Genomic DNA, 17,302 nt, shown 5'->3' on the forward strand with positions numbered 1-17,302 from the left:
GTGCCTGATGCAAGTGCCTGTAACCGAAAAACCTACAATTGCCGTACCACGCATTTTTCCGTTATTGATTCTGCTGTCCTTGCTGGTGGCGCTGGGTGCATTGGTCAATGAGTGGTTATCCCCCAGGCCTCAGTTAAAACCTTTTGATCTGGTCATTGCAGACCCCCTGAAACAGATGCCGGATTATTCACATATCACCCATGTGCCCTGGCGAAAGGAGGCCTTTTTCAATGTGCTGTTGCCGCTGGTGGTTTATGAAAACCAGCGCATTGCCTGGCAGCGGGAGCAGTTATTGGCAGCGAAAGCCTTGTTGGACTCCGGGCAGGAACTGGTCACCAAAGACGAGAAGCTGGTGGCTGATATTGCCCGTTATTACGGATTGCAGTGGCCACTCACTGAAAACGAATGGCTGACCCTGTTGCGACGCGCCGACCAGGTGCCTCTGGATCTGGTGTTGATGCAAGCCGCCAATGAGTCCGCCTGGGGGACCTCACGTTTTGCGCAAGAAGGTAACAACCTGTTTGGGCAGTGGTGTTTCTCAGTGGGTTGTGGTCTGGTCCCTGAGCGACGGGTACCTGGCATGAATCATGAGGTGCGCCGTTTTGAAACAGTATTGGACAGCGTGCAGGCCTACATGCGTAACATCAATACCCACCGGGCTTATCGGCAATTGCGGTTGATTCGCCAGAACCTGCGTGAATCAGGCATTGAGGCTACGGGTGTTGATCTGGCACCGGGCTTGATCAGTTACTCAGAGCGTCGCCAGGCTTATGTGGATGAAGTCATTTCCATGATCAACAGTAATCTGGCATTCATTGATCAGGCACTGCAGCTGTTGCTGGAGGAAGAAGTCAGCGCGACTCCCTGAAGGTTTTGCTGCTGGTTTTACAGCTATAGTTGAGTAAAATACTCTGTTATACCTGTTGGAGACCCGCATGAAAACCCTGGCTCAATTGACGTTCAGTAACCGCTACAGCGGTCTGCCTGCATCATTTTACCAGCAGCGCCATCCAGGCCCACTGCAGGGACAGACCGCGCTGGTTGCTGTCAGCAGTGATGCTGCAGCGCTGCTGGATCTGGATCTGTGCCGTCAGGATCAACAGCAATTGCTTGATCTGCTCACCGGGCACTGGTTACCACCTGGTGCTTCTCCGCTGGCCATGAAATATGCAGGGCATCAGTTTGGTGTTTACAACCCGGATCTGGGCGATGGTCGCGGTCTGTTACTGGGCGAGGTGGTCAACTGTCAGGGTGAATACTGGGATCTGCATCTGAAAGGAGCCGGTCAAACAGCCTATTCACGCTTTGCCGATGGTCGGGCAGTGCTGCGCTCCAGTATTCGTGAGTTTCTTGGCAGTGAAGCCTTGCATCATCTGGGCATTCCCACCACCCGTGCACTGGCGATTGCCGTGAGCAGCGAACCGGTCAGGCGCGAACGCTATGAAGCTGCCGCTACCCTGTTGCGTCTGGCACCCAGCCATATCCGCTTTGGTCACTTTGAACATTTCTGTTATCAGGGTGACCGAACCGGTTTGCAGGTGCTGCTGGATTTTGTCATCAACAATCTTTATCCGCAGTTAAAGGACCACCCGGACCCGGCGGCCGGATTACTGGCTGAAGTTCAGTCACGCACTGTGCGATTAGTGGCCAGATGGCAGGCCTATGGTTTCTGTCATGGCGTGTTGAACACCGATAACATGTCAATTCTGGGTGAGACCTTTGACTTTGGCCCTTTTGCCTTTCTGGATCATTATGAGCCGGGTTATGTCTGTAATCACAGTGATGACCGGGGGCGTTATGCCTTCAACCGCCAGCCGGGTATCGTGCACTGGAATCTGGTGTGTCTGGGGCAGGCTTTGTTGCCACTCAGTGATGAAACCTCCATCCGGGCAGTGTTGGAGCGCTTTGCTGATGAATACCAGCAGCAGTATCAGCAGTTGATGGCAGCCCGTTTAGGCGTGGATGCCATTCAGGACTGGCCGTTGGTGGTTCGTTTTCTGGCTTTGTGTGAAGCTGGTGCCGCCGACTGGACCCGTGTTTTGCGTTTATTGGCTGAAGGGCAGCTGGAGCGGGCAGGCAGGCTGATGCAGGGGGATCGCAACCAGCCACTGCAGGAGTGGTCTCGCTGGCTGCAGGACTGGCAGCAGCGGGTCGCCAACCACTGGCCGGATGCTGAAGTGCGTCGTAAACAATTATGTCGTGTGAATCCTTGTGTATTGCCGCGCACTGGGATGTTGCAACAGGCCATCAGTCTGGCGGAGTCCGGTGATTTCAGTGAGGTGAATCGGTTGCTGGCAGTGTTGCGTGATCCCTTTGACCCTGATGGCAAATTGCCCGGAGATCTGGCAGGCCCACCAGCAGGCGCTGTGAGTCCCGTGTTGTCCTGCTCTTCTTGAGCGGGGTCAGTGACTCTTTTGCAATCCTTTACAAGCCGATGCGTTTCCATGGCCTCAGATGAGTTAGAATAAAAGCCATTATTTTGTTCAATCTGATGCATTAAGGAATTTCATGGCTTCAGAGCGCCTTGTCACTGTGCTGGGTGGTGGCAGTTTTGGTACCGCACTGGCTTCCATTGTTGCCAATAATGGTTATGCCACCCGTCTCTGGGTTCGTGACCCGGAGCTTGCCGTACATATTAATCAGCAGCACCGTAACCCACGTTATTTATCGGATCTGGTGTTGCCTGAATCCATTCAGGCCACTGCATCGCTGCAGCAGGCCCTGGAAGGTGCCGAACTGGTCTTTCTGGCAATTCCCAGCAAGGGATTTGCCCAGGTGCTCGATCAGGCGCTGCCTTACCTGCATCCGGATCAGTTGTTGGTCAGTACCACCAAGGGATTTGAGGAACAGGGATTTCGCCTGATGAGTCAGGTGATGGAGCAGAAAACCGGTTTTAAACATCTGGGGGTGTTATCCGGGCCCAATCTGGCTGGTGAGCTGGCTCAGAAACAACTCACCGCAACCGTCATTGCCAGTCCGGATGACCTGACCCGTGCCACAGTCCAGCAAGTCCTCGGCAATCGATATTTCAGGGTTTACGCCAATACCGATATGTATGGTGCAGAGCTGGGTGGTGCCTTGAAGAATATTTATGCCATCGCAGCGGGTATGGCTTCTGCCCTGGGCATGGGTGAAAACACACGTAGCATGTTGATGACCCGGGCGCTGGCTGAAATGAGCCGCTTCGCGGTCAGCCTGGGTGCCAACCCAATGACTTTTCTGGGTTTGTCCGGTGTGGGTGATCTGATCGTGACCTGTTCATCACCTTTGTCACGTAATTTCAGGGTCGGGCAGGCCCTGGGCCGTGGGCAATCGCTGGATCAGATTGTGGCATCACTTGGCCAGGTTGCAGAGGGTGTCAATACCGTTCGTCTGGTGAAGCATAAAGCCGATGAAATGGGGATTTACATGCCTTTGGTGCAGGCACTGTACCTGGTGTTGTTTGAAGGGCACCAGCCGACCGAAGTTGCTGGTTCAATGATGGGGCGAGAGCAGAGCACTGACGTGGAATTTGTATTGCCCCATGATGAAGTGGTTAAATCAGCAAGAAACATCACTCGAGTCGACACCTGACTCTGGAGAAATGACCAATGAGTTCAACAAGTATCAAAGAACGCCTCAAGGATGAAAGCTACTGGTTGCGCCTGCCGTTTATGGTGTTGTTTTTTCTGGCCTGGAAACTCACTGAGCTGGTACTGATTGGTGTGATTCTGGTGCAGGTGGTTTACCGCCTGGTGATGGGTGAACCACAACAGCAGCTGCAGCAGTTTGGTTCCCAGCTGACGGTTTATGCTTACCAGCTTTTCCGCTACCTGACCTTCAACACTGATACCAAGCCTTTTCCATTCAGTGAATGGCCGGAAACCGAACAGCCGGACAGCAATCCTTATATGCCACATAATCCGCCGGATGACAGTGATTCCACTGCGGGCCACTGAAAAAGAGTGAAGCATACACCGGAGGGTATCTGATGTGGCATGAAATGCTTTGGCCGTTGGCTGCAGCCCAGCAGAGTATGGATCTGGTCAACCGACAGATGCTGGCCAGTCAGTGTCGTTTATTGCGTGACTATCTGAATGAACTGAATACCAACTGTCGTTTGCCTCATGATATCGAACTGATGACCCTGGACATTAACGGGCGAGCTGCCGAACTGCTGAGTCCGAAGGGCAGTCCTACACAGCGTTATATGCTTTATCTGCATGGCGGTGGTTTTGCACTGGGTTCACTGGATACTCACCGCGAACTGGCGATGGCTTTTGCTCGTCATGCTGATGCCAGGGTGCTGGCGATTGATTACCGCCTGGCGCCGGACTATCCCTGGCCTGCCGGCCTGGAAGATGCATTGGCGGCCTGCCACTGGTTACTGGAGCAGGGAGTGACACCGGAGCGTCTGGCCATTGGTGGTGATTCGGCGGGCGGTGGCCTGGCCGTTTCCTTGTTGCAGAGCTTGCGCCGTGAAGGCCATCGTCAACCGGCTGCCTGTGTGCTGTTGTCGCCTTGGGTGGATCTGAGTTGTTCCAGTCCTTCCATGGACTTGAATGCAGCTACCGACCCTTTGTTGAATCGTGTGCAGATGCGTGCTTTTGCCGAGCTTTATGCCGGCAAGCAACCGCTGGACAGCCCGGCCATTTCGCCCCTTTTTGGTGACCTGCAGGGTCTGGCTCCCTTGCATGTACAGGTGAGCTTGCAGGAGGTGTTGCGGGATGACGCCAGACGCCTGGTGCAGGGTGTGCAGCAGCAGGGTGGTCGGGCTGAAATCAAGGAAACCGCCTGGATGCCACACGTCTGGCAACTGCTTTATCGTTATCTGCCTCAGGCAGCATCCAGTGTTCGTCAGGCTTCCCGCTTTATCAAGGCCTTTACTGCTGCGGCTTGAGGAGCTGCAACAGGCAGTGGCGTGTCTCTTCCGGATGTTCCAGTGGAAACATGTGTCCACCAGGCACACTGATGCAGCTGAATCCGCTTCTTTTCAGCCGCTTTTCACGCTCTGGGGTTAACAGGTCACTTTGTTGACCACGAACCAGTGTCACTGGAACCTGCAGGCGTTTCAGGCTACCACTGAGGTGATCGGCCAGATTCCGAAAGATAGCCACTTCCACACCTGGATCAAAACGCAGTCTGATGCCGCCACGCGGGTCTGGCTCGGTGCCATGATCAACATAGTCAGCCAGTGCCTGGGCGTGAAACTTGCTGAACAGCTTTTTGGAAGCAAAGTACTCAATGGCCAACTCACGATTAGGCCAGTGACTGCGACGTCCTCTGGTGATGCCTGCCGGGGTTACCTTGTCTATGAATCCAAGTTTTTTAGCCAGTTTTAACCCCAGGCTATCCAGGCCTGTCATCAAGGGTGGATCCAGCAGGATAATCTGTTCAAAACGTTGTGGCTGTTTCAAGGCAGCCATATAGGTGATGACTCCACCGAGAGAATGACCGATGCCGGTAACTTTTTGATCACTACAGGCCTGCTGTAAGTGGTCCAGCAGTTCGTTAACCAGCGCCTGCCAGTTATGGTCCACCGGAAAAGTGGGGTTATGCCCGAAGCGATCCAGGCTTTCAACCTTCCAGTGGGTTTTCAGGGGTTCCAGCAATACCCGGTAACTGCCGGCAGGGAAGCCGTTGGCATGGGCAAAGTGCAGGATGGGGAGGCTCATGCAGTATCCTTATAAACAGAATAAGTGATCAGTAAAACGCCTGTTTTAAATAATTGCAAGGCAGTTTTAGCTGTTAGAATGCATAAAAATAGACTGAAGAGTCAAAGCTAGCCTTGGGAGAAAAATATGTCTGATAACAAACCACCTCGTGATAATCGTGCCCGTAACCTGATTTTCCTGTTGATTGCTCTGGCAGGTATTGCCTATGGACTGGCGACCCTGTAAATGCAGCTGTTCATTGATACCCTGAGTTTTACCCTGCATGTCACAGCCCCGGTGTTTGTGCTGGTGTTTCTGGGCATGCTGTTTCGCCGCATGGACCTGATCAACGATGAGTTCAATCGGGTGGCTTCACGCCTGGTGTTTAATGTCACCCTGCCGACGCTGGTGTTTCTGAACCTGTTGCGAACTGATTTAACCCAGGTGTTTGCCCTGGACCTGCTGTTTTATGCTGCGTTGGTCACGCTGCTGGCGTTTGGTTGGCTGGTATGGCGAGCAAGGTCCTTGCCATCAGCCGCTGATCGCGGGGTATTTGTACAGGGGAGTTTTCGTGGCAACCTGGGTATTCTGGGGCTGGCACTGGCTGGCAATCAGTATGGTGAAGCGGGCCTGGCACTGACTTCGATTCTGCTGGCGTTGTTGATTGTGCAATACAACCTCTTGTCCGTGGTGGCGCTGAACCTGTGGCGTGACAATGGTGGCAAGGGCATCAACTGGCGACGGATGCTGCTGGATGTGGTGCGTAATCCATTGATTATCGCTGTAGCCCTGGCCGTGCCTACTTCTCTCTGGTCTGTGCCTATCCCCCAGTTGGCATTAAAGGTTGGTGATTATTTTGCCAGCATGACACTGCCATTGGCCTTGTTGTGTATCGGTGCGGCACTGGACTTGCGGGCTTTACGCGAAACCAGCGGCCCGGCGCTGATGGCTACAGCCTATAAATTGGTACTCTTGCCGGTACCGATGGTGCTGGGTGCCTGGTTGCTGGGTTATGAAGGCATGACACTGGGCATATTATTTCTGGTATTCAGTTGTCCAACTGCTGCGGCCAGTTATGTGATGGCAAGAGCCATGGGTGGTAATGCGGTACTGTCTGCCAATATTGTGGCACTGACCACCTTGTTTGGAACACTCAGTATCAGTCTGGGTGTTTTTCTCCTGCACTGGTTTGGATTAAGTCAAGGCTGATGAATGACTGTTGATAATACCCTACACCCCATTCCCGAGGGTGCTGAAACCCTGACCTTGAACCTGCCACATCTGCAACTTGCAGCGCTGGCCTGGGGTGATCCTGATGGCAAGCCGCTGCTGGCACTGCATGGCTGGCTGGATAACGCCATGACTTTTGCAAGGCTGGCACCGGTCCTGGCAAAAGTAGGATACCGTGTGGTGGCACCCGATTTTGCAGGTCATGGCTATTCTGACTGGCGCCCGGCCGGACAGACTTACCTGTTGATGGAAAACTGTTTTGATGTGCAGGCCGCTGCTCTGGCGCTGGGTTGGTCCCGTTTTACGCTGATTGGCCATTCCATGGGGGCAGGGGTGGCCTCGTTATTGGCTGGTGCCCACCCGGAGGTGGTGGAAAAACTGGTGATGCTGGATGGTATCGGCAGTCTGACAACACCCGATGAGGAGGCTGCTGCTCAGTTGGGACGTGCGTTGGGTCGCTGGATTGGGCATCAGGAAAAATATGCCGAGAGTGATCCCTTATCGGCATTTTCAGCTCGCATTTATGCCAGTGTGCAGGATGCGGCGGAGGCACGCATGAAAGGTGTCGGGGCGGTGGATTTTGATGCTGCATTGATGTTGTGCCAACGGGCCCTGCGGCAGGTTGATGAAACCCATCAGGCGGGTGGTTGGTTCTGGCGCAGTGATTCACGTCTGCGGCACCCTTCACCCTGGCGCTTGACCGAGGCGCAGAATTTATCTTTCATGAAAGCCATACAGGCACCCACCTTGTTGGTCGAAGCCCAGCAGGGTTTGTTAATCAATCGTCCGGAAATTGAGACCCGTTTTCAGGCACTGACAAATGCGCAAAAATCAGTGCTTGAAGGTGGGCATCACTTGCATCTGGAAACTGGGAGTTGTGATGCAGTGGCTGAGGTGGTTGTGAAGTTTTTGCAGTAAGGAGCAATGACGATGACAAGCAAAGGAGCAGCAGGAAAAAGCCTTGCGGTACGTTCTGCTCATCATAAACGGGTGGCGCTGGTACTGGGCTCAGGTGGTGCCAGGGGGTATGCCCACATTGGCGTGATTGAAGAGCTGGAAACCCGCGGTTATGAAATTGTTGGTGTTTCCGGCTGCTCCATGGGAGCGTTGGTCGGAGGGCTGTATGCCGCGGGCAAGCTGAAGGAATACCGTGACTGGGTCACCGGCCTGGATTATTTTGACCTGTTTCGCCTGGTGGATGTGACCTGGAGTCCCATGGGTGCCATCAAAGGAGAGCGGGTCATGGAAGTGATCAAGGGTATGCTGAATGGGCGCACCATTGAATCCCTGCCGATTCCCTATACTTCGGTTGCGACGGATCTGGTCAATCAGAAGGAAGTCTGGTTCCAGGAAGGTTCTCTGGAAGAAGCCATCCGTGCGTCTATTGCCGTACCTGGTGTCATCACACCGGTTCACCACCGTGGACGTACCCTGGTGGATGGTGGTCTGCTCAATCCCTTGCCGATTACTCCTGCTGTCGCCTGGCATGCAGATCTGATCCTTGCTGTAAACGTGACGGCTCAGAACTCCCAGGCCACCCTGGATGATTTGATGCCGGACTGGAATAAATCCGATAAAACTGAAACAGAACCCACAGCACTGCGTGACTGGATGCAACGGATTCGTGGTCGTGCCGGGCAACTGCTGGATCGTTTGAATTTCTGGGATGGTGAGGATGCAGACCCCCGCCAGGATGGTGAGGTCAGTGATACCCGCTGGGGCAAGCTTGATGTGATGTTGCAATCCTTTGAGATCACCCAGGCTGCTTTAAGCCAGTACAAGGTGGCCGGTTATCCCCCGGACATTCTGATCGAAGTGCCTCGCACAGCCTGTGGTGGTTATGAGTTTCATAAAGCCAGCCAGTTGATTGAACTGGGTCGCCGTCTGGCGCGGGACAAAGTTAATGAATGGGAGCAACTGAATCCTGTCCACCAGGGTGATCTGGATTAAAACAGGGCGACCTTGATTAAAAATACAGCAGGGTATATCAGTGATTTCTGAACAAAGAATACCCATTAAGTCGATAAGGCATTGCAAAAGCAGTTTCCGGGTTGAATAATGGAAAAAAACAAGTGAAAGGGTATTCACATGCTACGCAAGCGACTTTCAGGGTTTCTACTGTTACTGCTGATTCCAACGGTTCAGGCAGATTTTGAAGTAAAAAGCCTGACACCAGCCTTGTTGCACGAGGTGCGAGCCGGTGGTTATGTGCTGTATATCCGTCACGGCAGTACCGACTCTTCAATTCCCGATCAGGTGCCAGTCCAGCTGGACAAGTGTGAAACCCAGCGCCCCTTGACCGAAGCCGGACTGCGGCAGATGCAGCAGGTGGGTGAAAATATCCGTCAGTTGGGTCTGCCGCTGGGTGATATTCATGTCAGTCCCTTTTGCCGGACTCAGGCCAGTGCCAATGCAGCCTTTGGTGAGGGTAACTGGCAGCTTGAAAAACTCCTGATGTACACCGCTGCCATGACCCGTGCTGAAAAAGAACCAGTGGTGGCGCGCACTCGTGAACTCTTGTCTGCACCGGTGACTCAACCTGGTGTTAATCGTGGCATTCTTGCTCACGGCCCCAATCTGGCTGAAACCCTGCGTTACTTCCCGCCGGAAGGTACCCTGGTGATCATTCGTCCTTTGGGCAATGGGCAGTTTGAATATCAGGCCAGTATTCGACCTGATGACTGGGCTGGAATACTGGAAAGCCAGCAAAAATGAAAGCCAGTCGCAGCTTGCTGCTGATTTTTCTACTTCCCGCTTTTCTGGTGATCGGACTGACCCTGATGCTGGGTTACTGGTCGATCACCAGCCTTCGCGCTCAATTTGACAACTCCAGTCATCTGCAATCCACCGACCTGCAAACCATTCATGCCTCAGCCACTTTCAGTCGGGATATGGCGCTGGTGCATGAGCAGGTGGTTACGGCTCTGGCCAATGCCAAGACGGGCAGCAAGAGTGAGTTGGAGCTGTATTTTATGCACTCGGACATCACCGAAGAATTAGGGCAATTACTGGAACGGGTGGAGGTGCTGGCAACCTCTGATCTGTTGCGTGAAGTGAATCATGGCAGCGCTGACAAGCTGCGGCGAGAATTCCAGCTTTATCGCCAGTTTGTGATCATGGCCACCGATATTGCAGCCATAGACCCACCCATGGCACGTTATTACATTGAAGAAGCTCAGCAACATTTCATTCAGTTCTCCGGTTATGCCCACCGCATCACCCAGCTGTTGTCCGAGCGGGGGGAGCAGCGCCGGAATCGCTCCGAACAGGTTGTACATGATCACTTTAACACTATTGCACTGCTGGGTTTTTTCAGTCTGATTCTGATGCTGCTGCTGGCATTGTTTGCCGCCAGGCTGGTCAGTTTTCGTCTGCGAGTGGTGGCGGATGCGTTATTAAAACTGGCACGCAGTTATGACAGCAAAACCTTGCCAGAGCTGCCCGCCATTGAGGCTTTAAAAGGCAAGGGGGATGGTGAATTCAGCCTGATCGCTCGTGCATTACTGGATTTTCGGGATGCTGAAACGCGCCGTCGGGCGGCAGAAGAGCAGGTTGAACACCTGGCTTATTATGATCCGCTGACCCAGTTGGCCAATCGCCGTTTGTTGACCGAACACCTGCAGCATTCATTAAAAATGAACTCCCGCTCCCACCAGTTGGGTGCGCTGATTTATTTTGATCTGGACCACTTCAAGGCGGTCAATGATACCGGTGGTCTGGAGGTCGGGGACTTGTTACTGCAGCAGGTGGCTGACCGACTGCGCACTCTGGAAGACTTGCGCCCGATGCTGGGTCGCCCCGGTGGTGACGAATTTGTGTTGTTGCTGGACTCCCTCGGCACCGATCCGGCACTGGTGGCACCCAGGGTTGAGCAGTTGGCAGAGCAGGTGCGTACACTGCTGAATGAACCTTTTAATCTGGCAGGTGAAAATTACCAGATCACACCCAGTATCGGGATCGTGATTTTTGATGGCATCGAGTACACATCTGACGATCTGTTCCGTTTTGCTGATTCAGCCATGTATCAGGCTAAACAGGCGGGACGAAACACCACTTGTTTTTATGACCCCGAAATACAGTCGGCTCTGGAGGCCCGCACCCAACTGGAGCGGGACCTGCGTCTGGCATTGGAGCGCCAGGAGCTGTATCTGGTTTATCAGTTGCAGGTGGATACAGCGGCCCAGCCGATTGGTGCTGAAGCCTTGCTGCGCTGGCAGAGTGAGCGGCATGGCCTGGTTTCACCCGGGGTATTCATTCCACTGGCAGAAGAAACCGGGTTGATCATTCCGATTGGTTATTGGGTCTTGCAAACGGCTTGTCAGCAGTTGCTGACCTGGCAGCAAAATCCAAAAACGCGTCATCTGGTATTGGCTGTTAATGTCAGTGCGCGCCAGTTCAAGCAGGCTGATTTTGTTGAGCGAGTCCGCAAGTTGCTGGATGAAACCGGTGCTCCTGCACATCAGTTGAAACTGGAGTTGACAGAAAGTACGGTTCTTGACCGGGTGGAAGAAACCATTGAAAAAATGAAGCAGATCAAGGAGCTAGGTCTGACCTTTTCGATGGATGATTTCGGAACCGGTTATTCTTCGCTACAATACCTGAAACGCCTGCCGCTGGATCAGATCAAGATAGACCAATCCTTTGTGCGGGACATCCACCAGGATCCGGAAGATGCCGCCATCGTTAAAACCATTATCGCCATGAGCAAGGCCTTGCGCCTGCACGTGATTGCGGAAGGGGTGGAAACCGAGGCACAGCAATTCTTCCTGATGGAGCAGGGGTGTGAGGCTTTTCAGGGTTATCTGTTCTGCAGGCCAATGACGGCCAGCGAACTGGATGAACAGCTGCTGATCACCCACTGATCCCTGACCCGGAACAATTTTCCATGGCTCTGATTTCCACAGAGACCCGGCTGGATGCTTACGGCACCTGGCTGGGTTTCAAGCGTTTATTACCCCTTTCAATGTTTGTGGTGGCCTTTGGTCTGGCTTTTGGCCTGGCTGCTGCCCAGGCAGGTTTGAGCAAGTTTGAAACCCTGCTGATGAGTGGTCTGGTGTTTGCCGGAGCCTCCCAGTTTGCTGCACTGGAATTGTGGCAGCAGGATATCCCGCTGCTGACCATCATGATTACCACCTTTGCCATCAATGCCCGTCACTTGCTGATGGGCGCATCCCTTTATCCCTGGCTTTGCCAGCTTCCACCCGGTAAGCGTTATGGCATTCTCACCGTGATCAGTGATGCCAACTGGGCGATGGCGGTGCAGGATTACCAGCGAGGTGAAAGAAATCTCGGCATCCTGTTTGGTGGTGGTCTGGCTTTGTGGGTGACCTGGATGCTGGGCACCTGGCTGGGTTTGATACTGACTCAGGGTATTCCAGATCCTCAGGCTTTGGGCCTGGATATGGTGCTGGGCTGCTTTTTGCTGACCATGGCTGTGGGTGGCAAAAAGAATGCCCGTCTGTTCACCATCTGGGCGGTTGCTGCGATGGTAACACTGCTGGCGCTCTGGTTGTTACCACCCAATAGCCATGTGGTTGCTGGTGCGCTGGCGGGTGGCCTGGTCGGTGCGCTGTGGCTGGAGCCAGTAGCGGATCACGGCAAAACAGCAGATAAAGATCAGATGGAGGTAGATTCATGATGCTGGAAAATACCGGCCATGCTGTCTTGTTGGTGATTCTGGCCATGTTTCTGGTGACCCTGACGACCCGTTATGGCGGGGTGTTGCTGATGTCCTGGGTGCCCATTAACCGCCGGGTAGAGGGATTTATCAATGGCATGTCCGGCTCGGTGTTGTTGGCTATTATTCTTCCCATGGCTGTACAAGGGGATACCGCAGCCAGGCTGGCTCTCCTGACCACCCTGTTAACCGTGTTATGGCTGAAAAAGCCCTTGCCAGCGATTGCAGCAGGGTTGTTGGTGACGGCTGGCTGGCGCTACTTCATGTAAGTGGTTCCTTAATGAATTTGAACCGGAGGAAGTATGAGCTCTTTGATTCGTTTGTTGGATAAAAAGCCTGCTGTTGCGGCGGAAACCTACCAGCTGCCAGAAGAGAAGCGTCTTGTTGGTAATCCATTGCAGACGCTGTGGCTGGAGTACACCGATGCAAGTAATCAGTTCTTCAGTGGTGTCTGGCGCAGTGAGCCGGGTAAATGGCGCATCCATTACACGGAAGAAGAGTACTGCTGTATCCATGAAGGCATCAGTATTGTAACCGATGCCGAGGGACAAGCTGTCAGGCTGAAAGCCGGTGATGAGTTTGTTATCCCGCGGGGGTTTACTGGCACCTGGGAGGTGGTGGAAACCACCACCAAGCGTTTTGTTATTTTTGAAAAGGTGTCAGCAAGCTGAAAGTTGCTTCAGGGTAGTGTCTGCTTGCGCCTTTCTTCAGCCCGGCGCAGCAGATACCAGGCAATGAATGCTGCCAGAGACACGGCCAGAATGATCAGGGTGGCCAGCGCATTCACCTTGGGTGAAACGCCCAGTCGCACTGATGAAAACACCACCATCGGCAGAGTGGTGGCGCCGGGGCCGGAGACAAAACTGGCAATCACCAGATCATCCAGCGACAGGGTGAAGGCCAGTAGCCAACCAGCAGCCAGTGCTGGTGCAATCATTGGCAGGGTGATCAGGAAAAAGGTCTTGAAGGGAGTAGCACCCAGATCCATGGCGGCTTCTTCAATGGATAAATCCACTTCCCGCAAGCGGGAGGATACCACCACCGCCACATAAGCACTGCAGAAGGTGGTGTGGGCAATCCAGATGGTGGCCACACCACGATCCTGAGGCCAGCCGATGATCTGGGCCATGTGCACAAACAGCAGCAGTAATGACAGACCGGTGATTACCTCTGGCATGACCAGCGGCGCAGTGATCATGCTGGACAGGGTAGTGCGTCCGCGAAAACGGTGGAAGCGGGTCATCACAAAGGCTGCCAGGGTGCCGATGCATACCGCCATGCTGGCGGAATAAAAGGCAATTTTCAAACTGGTCCAGATGGCATTCATCAACTGCTGGTCACGCAGCAGCTCACCGTACCAGTGGGTGGAAAAGCCGGCCCAGACAGTGACCAGCCGTGAAGCGTTAAAAGAGTAGATCACCAGTATCAGCATGGGGACATAAAGAAACATCAGCCCCAGAAACAGCATGATGGTGGAGAAACCCGGTTTTGGCAGCTTAACCATTTTTTTCCAGCTCTTTTGACTGATAGCGATGGAACAGGGTGATCGGGATGATCAGGATCAACAGCATCACAATGGCCAAGGCAGATGCAACCGGCCAGTCACGGTTGTTGAAGAACTCCTCCCACAGTACCTTGCCGATCATTAATGTGCCGGGTCCGCCCAGCAGTTCTGGAATGACAAACTCACCCACAGCCGGAATGAACACCAGCATTGAACCGGCAATGATGCCACCTTTTGACAGGGGCAGGGTCACTCTCCAGAAGGTGTTGATGGTGCGGGAACCCAGATCGGATGCTGCTTCCAGCAGGCTGCGATCCAGCTTCACCAGGTTGGCATAAAGCGGCAGAATCATGAATGGCAGGTAGGCATAAACAATACCGATCACCACTGCGATGTTGGTGTTCATCAGTCGCAAGGGGGTGTCAATGATGCCAATCCACAGCAGAAACGAGTTCAGTAGCCCCTGCTGACCCAGAATACCCATCCAGGCATAAATGCGGATCAGGAAAGATGTCCAGGATGGCAGCATCACCAGCATCAACAACACCAGTTGGGTCGAGGGTTTGGCCTTGGCCATGGCATAAGCCATCGGATAACCAATCAGCAGCGCCACCAGCGTGGAGATAAATGCCAGCTTGATGGAACCCCAGTAGGCTGCGATGTAGAGGCTGTCTGACGCCAGAAACAGGTAATTGCCCAGATTGAATATCAGCGTCAGGGTGTTGTCGGCAAACTCCACTACCGGCTGATAGGGTGGAATGGCAATCACCGCTGAAGAAAAACTGATCTTCAGTACCAGTGCAAAAGGCAGTAGGAAGAACAGCAGCAACCAGATGAATGGGATGCTGAAAACCCAACTGCGGCCGCTGGGCAGATATTTTTTAATGACCTTGATCATTGCCATAACACAACCGGGCTATGGGCATCCCAGCTGACAAAGACAGGCTCATCCCAGGTGGGGTGCTCACCACGCCTTTCGCTGTTCACCAGATAGGCTTGTACAACCTGGTTGGATGGCAGTTTGATGTAATAGACCGAATGACCACCCAGATAGGCGATGTCGTGCACGGTGCCTGCTGACCAGTTGTGGTTATCGGCTGGTTGTTCACGGCTGACCAGGGTTTTTTCCGGACGCAGGGCCACCCAGCCTTTACGGGCCTCGGCCTGGGTGGTGATGCCGTGATCCAGATAAATCGGGTTGTCCAAGGCTGGAGAAACCAGCGTGCAACTGTCGGCTTCGTCTTCGGTCACTTCCGCTTCAAAGATATTCACGGAACCGATGAATTCAGCAATCATGCGGCTGTTGGGGCTTTCGTAAATATCCACCGGAGAGCCAACCTGCACAATCCAGCCATCGGCCATGATGGCAATACGCTCGGCCATGGTCATGGCTTCTTCCTGGTCGTGGGTGACCAGCACACAAGTCACGCCAACCTTTTCAAGAATATCCACTACTTCAAGCTGCATTTCGGTGCGCAGTTTTTTATCCAGCGCGCCCATGGGTTCATCCAGCAGTAACAGCTTCGGACGCTTGGCCAGTGATCGTGCCAGCGCCACACGCTGGCGTTGACCGCCAGATAACTGGTGAGGTTTGCGATGAGCAAACTTTTCCATTTTTACCAGTTTCAGCATTTCCGCCACCCGCTGTTCAATGTCCGGGCGGGGCAGCTTGTCCTGTTTCAGACCAAAGGCAATGTTCTGTGCCACCGTCATGTGTGGAAACAGTGCATAGGACTGAAACATCATGTTGATCGGACGCTCGTAGGGCGGCAGGTCGGTAATGTCCTTGCCGTCCAGAATGATGCGCCCGCTGGTGGGTTTTTCAAAACCGGCCAGCATGCGCAGCAGGGTAGACTTGCCGGAGCCCGAGCCACCCAGCAGGGCGAAAATTTCGCCCTGACGAATGCTCAGGCTCACATTATCGACGGCCAGCGTTTCATCAAAACTTTTGCTGACACCTTCGATTTGTAACAGCACTTCTGTCTGGCTACCACCGGACAGAATCTTTTTGTAGCTGCCTGCTGCACCTGCCATGCCGGTTGTTCTCCTTACCTTAACGGCCAGATTTGACGCGGTTCCAGGCGCGAGTGATTACGCGCTGGGTCGCCAGGGGGCGTTCTTTGGCGATGTAGAGCTTGGCCAGAACTTCCTCGGTCGGATAGATGGATGGATCGTTGAAAATCTCTTCATCCACCAGGCTGTTGGCTGTTTTGTTGGGGTTGGCGTACATCACGTAGTCGGTGATTTCAGCAATCACTTCCGGCTCCAGCAGGAAGTTGATCAGGGCGTGAGCATTGTCCTTGTTCGGAGCGTCGGCCGGAATCGCCATCATGTCGAACCACAGGGCAGCACCTTCTTTCGGAATGGTGTAGATGATCACGTTGCCGTTTTCAGCTTCTTCAGCACGATCAGCGGCCTGGAAGATGTCACCAGAATAACCGGCGGCCACACAAATCTCGCCATTGGCCAGATCAGAGATGTAGCGCGAAGAGTGGAAGTAGGTGACGTGACGACGCACCTTGCTGATCACTTCTGCGGCTTTTTCCAGATCACGGGTTTCGTTGCTGTTGGGGTTCATGCCCAGGTAAGCCAGGGCTGCGGGCAGCATTTCTTCGCCAGAGTCCAGCATTGAGATACCACAGCCACCAGCGGCCAGTTTGGCAGTAATGGCTGGGTCAAACAGCAGCGCCCAGGAGTCTACCGGAGCATCTTCACCCAGAATGCTCAGTACCCGCGCTTCGTTGTAACCAAAGCCGTTGGTACCCCACAGGTAAGGAATGGCGTAGTCACTGCTGGCGCCTACATCAGCCAGTTGTTTCATTAACACCGGGTCCAGGTGTTTCATGTTCGGCAGCTTGCTGTGATCCAGCTTGGCAAAGGCACCGGCAGAAATCTGTTTGGTGACATAGTGGTTGGAGGGTACTACCAGATCGTAACCGGAACGACCCGACAGCAGGGCTGCTTCCAGCACCTCGTTGCTGTCAAACACGTCATAAATGACGCGGATGCCGGTTGCTGCCGTGAAGTTGGACAGGGTGTCCTCGGCAATGTAGTCCGACCAGTTGTACACACGAACCTGATTGGACTGAGCACTGACAGTACCGGACATCAGGGCTGCCACTGCAGTGGCAAGCAGGGTCATTTTTACGGGTTGCTTCATGGTGTTGCCTCCTGGTGTGAGGTCAATGGCTGCCGGGAAAAAGCGGCGCATTGTCGGGTTTTTTTACAGCTTTGAAAATACGTCCTGATCAAAAAAAT

Annotated in this window: 18 protein-coding genes; 13 read left to right on the forward strand and 5 right to left on the reverse strand. The window is 53.7% G+C overall.

What is annotated here, in order from left to right; all coding sequences use genetic code 11:
• Positions 1-7 precede the first annotated feature (7 nt).
• The 5 genes from BT114_RS02010 to BT114_RS02030 all read left to right on the forward strand — a co-directional run bounded on the left by BT114_RS02010 (position 8) and on the right by BT114_RS02030 (position 4,879).
• Positions 8-868, forward strand: a complete 861-nt coding sequence (locus tag BT114_RS02010; RefSeq protein WP_072324627.1) for a glucosaminidase domain-containing protein — start codon at positions 8-10, stop codon at positions 866-868.
• A gap of 67 nt (positions 869-935) precedes the next feature.
• Positions 936-2,396: a protein adenylyltransferase SelO gene (locus tag BT114_RS02015; RefSeq protein ID WP_072324628.1), complete on the forward strand. Its 1,461-nt coding sequence runs from the start codon at positions 936-938 to the stop codon at positions 2,394-2,396.
• 112 nt (positions 2,397-2,508) lie between these two features.
• A complete protein-coding gene (locus BT114_RS02020) occupies positions 2,509-3,573 on the forward strand; it encodes an NAD(P)H-dependent glycerol-3-phosphate dehydrogenase (protein WP_072324629.1) in 1,065 nt (354 codons plus the stop codon).
• Positions 3,574-3,590: 17 nt separating this feature from the next.
• The gene (locus tag BT114_RS02025) at positions 3,591-3,938 is read left to right on the forward strand and encodes a DUF4389 domain-containing protein (protein ID WP_072324630.1); all 348 of its coding nucleotides are present in this window, start codon (positions 3,591-3,593) and stop codon (positions 3,936-3,938) included.
• Positions 3,939-3,970: 32 nt separating this feature from the next.
• The gene (locus BT114_RS02030; protein WP_084661786.1) at positions 3,971-4,879 is read left to right on the forward strand and encodes an alpha/beta hydrolase; all 909 of its coding nucleotides are present in this window, start codon (positions 3,971-3,973) and stop codon (positions 4,877-4,879) included.
• Here BT114_RS02030 and BT114_RS02035 read toward each other — a convergent pair.
• Positions 4,863-5,654, reverse strand: a complete 792-nt coding sequence (locus tag BT114_RS02035; RefSeq protein WP_072324631.1) for an alpha/beta fold hydrolase — start codon at positions 5,652-5,654, stop codon at positions 4,863-4,865. The genes BT114_RS02030 and BT114_RS02035 overlap by 17 nt on opposite strands.
• Before the next feature lie 225 nt (positions 5,655-5,879).
• Here BT114_RS02035 and BT114_RS02040 point away from each other — a divergent pair, with 225 nt between their 5' ends.
• The 8 genes from BT114_RS02040 to BT114_RS02075 all read left to right on the forward strand — a co-directional run bounded on the left by BT114_RS02040 (position 5,880) and on the right by BT114_RS02075 (position 13,211).
• Positions 5,880-6,842 carry an AEC family transporter gene (locus tag BT114_RS02040; RefSeq protein ID WP_072324632.1) on the forward strand — a complete coding sequence of 321 codons (963 nt, stop codon included), beginning with the start codon at positions 5,880-5,882 and terminating at the stop codon, positions 6,840-6,842.
• Between the two features lie 3 nt (positions 6,843-6,845).
• The gene (locus BT114_RS02045; protein ID WP_072324633.1) at positions 6,846-7,781 is read left to right on the forward strand and encodes an alpha/beta fold hydrolase; all 936 of its coding nucleotides are present in this window, start codon (positions 6,846-6,848) and stop codon (positions 7,779-7,781) included.
• A gap of 12 nt (positions 7,782-7,793) precedes the next feature.
• Positions 7,794-8,813, forward strand: coding sequence for a patatin-like phospholipase family protein (locus BT114_RS02050; RefSeq protein ID WP_072324634.1), 1,020 nt, complete (start codon positions 7,794-7,796; stop codon positions 8,811-8,813).
• A gap of 138 nt (positions 8,814-8,951) precedes the next feature.
• Positions 8,952-9,578: a histidine phosphatase family protein gene (locus BT114_RS02055; RefSeq protein WP_072324635.1), complete on the forward strand. Its 627-nt coding sequence runs from the start codon at positions 8,952-8,954 to the stop codon at positions 9,576-9,578.
• Positions 9,575-11,725, forward strand: coding sequence for a putative bifunctional diguanylate cyclase/phosphodiesterase (locus tag BT114_RS02060; RefSeq protein ID WP_072324636.1), 2,151 nt, complete (start codon positions 9,575-9,577; stop codon positions 11,723-11,725). Before BT114_RS02055 ends, BT114_RS02060 begins: the two co-directional genes overlap by 4 nt.
• A gap of 23 nt (positions 11,726-11,748) precedes the next feature.
• Positions 11,749-12,501, forward strand: a complete 753-nt coding sequence (locus tag BT114_RS02065) for an AzlC family ABC transporter permease (protein ID WP_072324637.1) — start codon at positions 11,749-11,751, stop codon at positions 12,499-12,501.
• Entirely contained in the window at positions 12,498-12,809 is a 312-nt protein-coding gene (locus BT114_RS02070; protein ID WP_072324638.1) for an AzlD family protein, read from the forward strand. Before BT114_RS02065 ends, BT114_RS02070 begins: the two co-directional genes overlap by 4 nt.
• A 33-nt stretch (positions 12,810-12,842) precedes the next feature.
• The gene (locus BT114_RS02075) at positions 12,843-13,211 is read left to right on the forward strand and encodes a cupin domain-containing protein (RefSeq protein WP_072324639.1); all 369 of its coding nucleotides are present in this window, start codon (positions 12,843-12,845) and stop codon (positions 13,209-13,211) included.
• 8 nt (positions 13,212-13,219) lie between these two features.
• Here BT114_RS02075 and BT114_RS02080 read toward each other — a convergent pair whose 3' ends face one another.
• From BT114_RS02080 to BT114_RS02095, 4 genes are read right to left on the reverse strand one after another with little or no spacing between them, the layout of a single operon-like run.
• Positions 13,220-14,044, reverse strand: coding sequence for an ABC transporter permease subunit (locus tag BT114_RS02080; protein ID WP_072324640.1), 825 nt, complete (start codon positions 14,042-14,044; stop codon positions 13,220-13,222).
• Positions 14,037-14,942, reverse strand: coding sequence for an ABC transporter permease subunit (locus BT114_RS02085; RefSeq protein ID WP_425434761.1), 906 nt, complete (start codon positions 14,940-14,942; stop codon positions 14,037-14,039). Before BT114_RS02085 ends, BT114_RS02080 begins: the two co-directional genes overlap by 8 nt.
• A complete protein-coding gene (gene potA / locus BT114_RS02090; RefSeq protein ID WP_072324642.1) occupies positions 14,939-16,078 on the reverse strand; it encodes a polyamine ABC transporter ATP-binding protein in 1,140 nt (379 codons plus the stop codon). Before potA ends, BT114_RS02085 begins: the two co-directional genes overlap by 4 nt.
• 19 nt (positions 16,079-16,097) lie before the next feature.
• Positions 16,098-17,204, reverse strand: coding sequence for a polyamine ABC transporter substrate-binding protein (locus tag BT114_RS02095; protein ID WP_072324876.1), 1,107 nt, complete (start codon positions 17,202-17,204; stop codon positions 16,098-16,100).
• Positions 17,205-17,302: the final 98 nt, after the last annotated feature.

The sequence above is a fragment of the Marinospirillum alkaliphilum DSM 21637 genome, assembly GCF_900119735.1.
In the GTDB taxonomy this organism is placed as follows: domain Bacteria; phylum Pseudomonadota; class Gammaproteobacteria; order Pseudomonadales; family Halomonadaceae; genus Marinospirillum; species Marinospirillum alkaliphilum.

Excerpts from the sequence above, each read along its gene's own strand:
- BT114_RS02085 (WP_425434761.1), bottom strand. The coding sequence starts at position 14,942 with ATGATCAAGGTCATTAAAAAATATCTGCCCAGCGGCCGCAGTTGGGTT.
- BT114_RS02015 (WP_072324628.1), top strand. The coding sequence starts at position 936 with ATGAAAACCCTGGCTCAATTGACGTTCAGTAACCGCTACAGCGGTCTG.
- BT114_RS02040 (WP_072324632.1), top strand. The coding sequence starts at position 5,880 with ATGCAGCTGTTCATTGATACCCTGAGTTTTACCCTGCATGTCACAGCC.
- BT114_RS02020 (WP_072324629.1), top strand. The coding sequence starts at position 2,509 with ATGGCTTCAGAGCGCCTTGTCACTGTGCTGGGTGGTGGCAGTTTTGGT.
- BT114_RS02035 (WP_072324631.1), bottom strand. The coding sequence starts at position 5,654 with ATGAGCCTCCCCATCCTGCACTTTGCCCATGCCAACGGCTTCCCTGCC.
- potA (WP_072324642.1), bottom strand. The coding sequence starts at position 16,078 with ATGGCAGGTGCAGCAGGCAGCTACAAAAAGATTCTGTCCGGTGGTAGC.
- BT114_RS02065 (WP_072324637.1), top strand. The coding sequence starts at position 11,749 with ATGGCTCTGATTTCCACAGAGACCCGGCTGGATGCTTACGGCACCTGG.
- BT114_RS02050 (WP_072324634.1), top strand. The coding sequence starts at position 7,794 with ATGACAAGCAAAGGAGCAGCAGGAAAAAGCCTTGCGGTACGTTCTGCT.
- BT114_RS02070 (WP_072324638.1), top strand. The coding sequence starts at position 12,498 with ATGATGCTGGAAAATACCGGCCATGCTGTCTTGTTGGTGATTCTGGCC.
- BT114_RS02060 (WP_072324636.1), top strand. The coding sequence starts at position 9,575 with ATGAAAGCCAGTCGCAGCTTGCTGCTGATTTTTCTACTTCCCGCTTTT.
- BT114_RS02075 (WP_072324639.1), top strand. The coding sequence starts at position 12,843 with ATGAGCTCTTTGATTCGTTTGTTGGATAAAAAGCCTGCTGTTGCGGCG.
- BT114_RS02095 (WP_072324876.1), bottom strand. The coding sequence starts at position 17,204 with ATGAAGCAACCCGTAAAAATGACCCTGCTTGCCACTGCAGTGGCAGCC.
- BT114_RS02080 (WP_072324640.1), bottom strand. The coding sequence starts at position 14,044 with ATGGTTAAGCTGCCAAAACCGGGTTTCTCCACCATCATGCTGTTTCTG.
- BT114_RS02010 (WP_072324627.1), top strand. The coding sequence starts at position 8 with ATGCAAGTGCCTGTAACCGAAAAACCTACAATTGCCGTACCACGCATT.
- BT114_RS02045 (WP_072324633.1), top strand. The coding sequence starts at position 6,846 with ATGACTGTTGATAATACCCTACACCCCATTCCCGAGGGTGCTGAAACC.
- BT114_RS02055 (WP_072324635.1), top strand. The coding sequence starts at position 8,952 with ATGCTACGCAAGCGACTTTCAGGGTTTCTACTGTTACTGCTGATTCCA.
- BT114_RS02030 (WP_084661786.1), top strand. The coding sequence starts at position 3,971 with ATGTGGCATGAAATGCTTTGGCCGTTGGCTGCAGCCCAGCAGAGTATG.
- BT114_RS02025 (WP_072324630.1), top strand. The coding sequence starts at position 3,591 with ATGAGTTCAACAAGTATCAAAGAACGCCTCAAGGATGAAAGCTACTGG.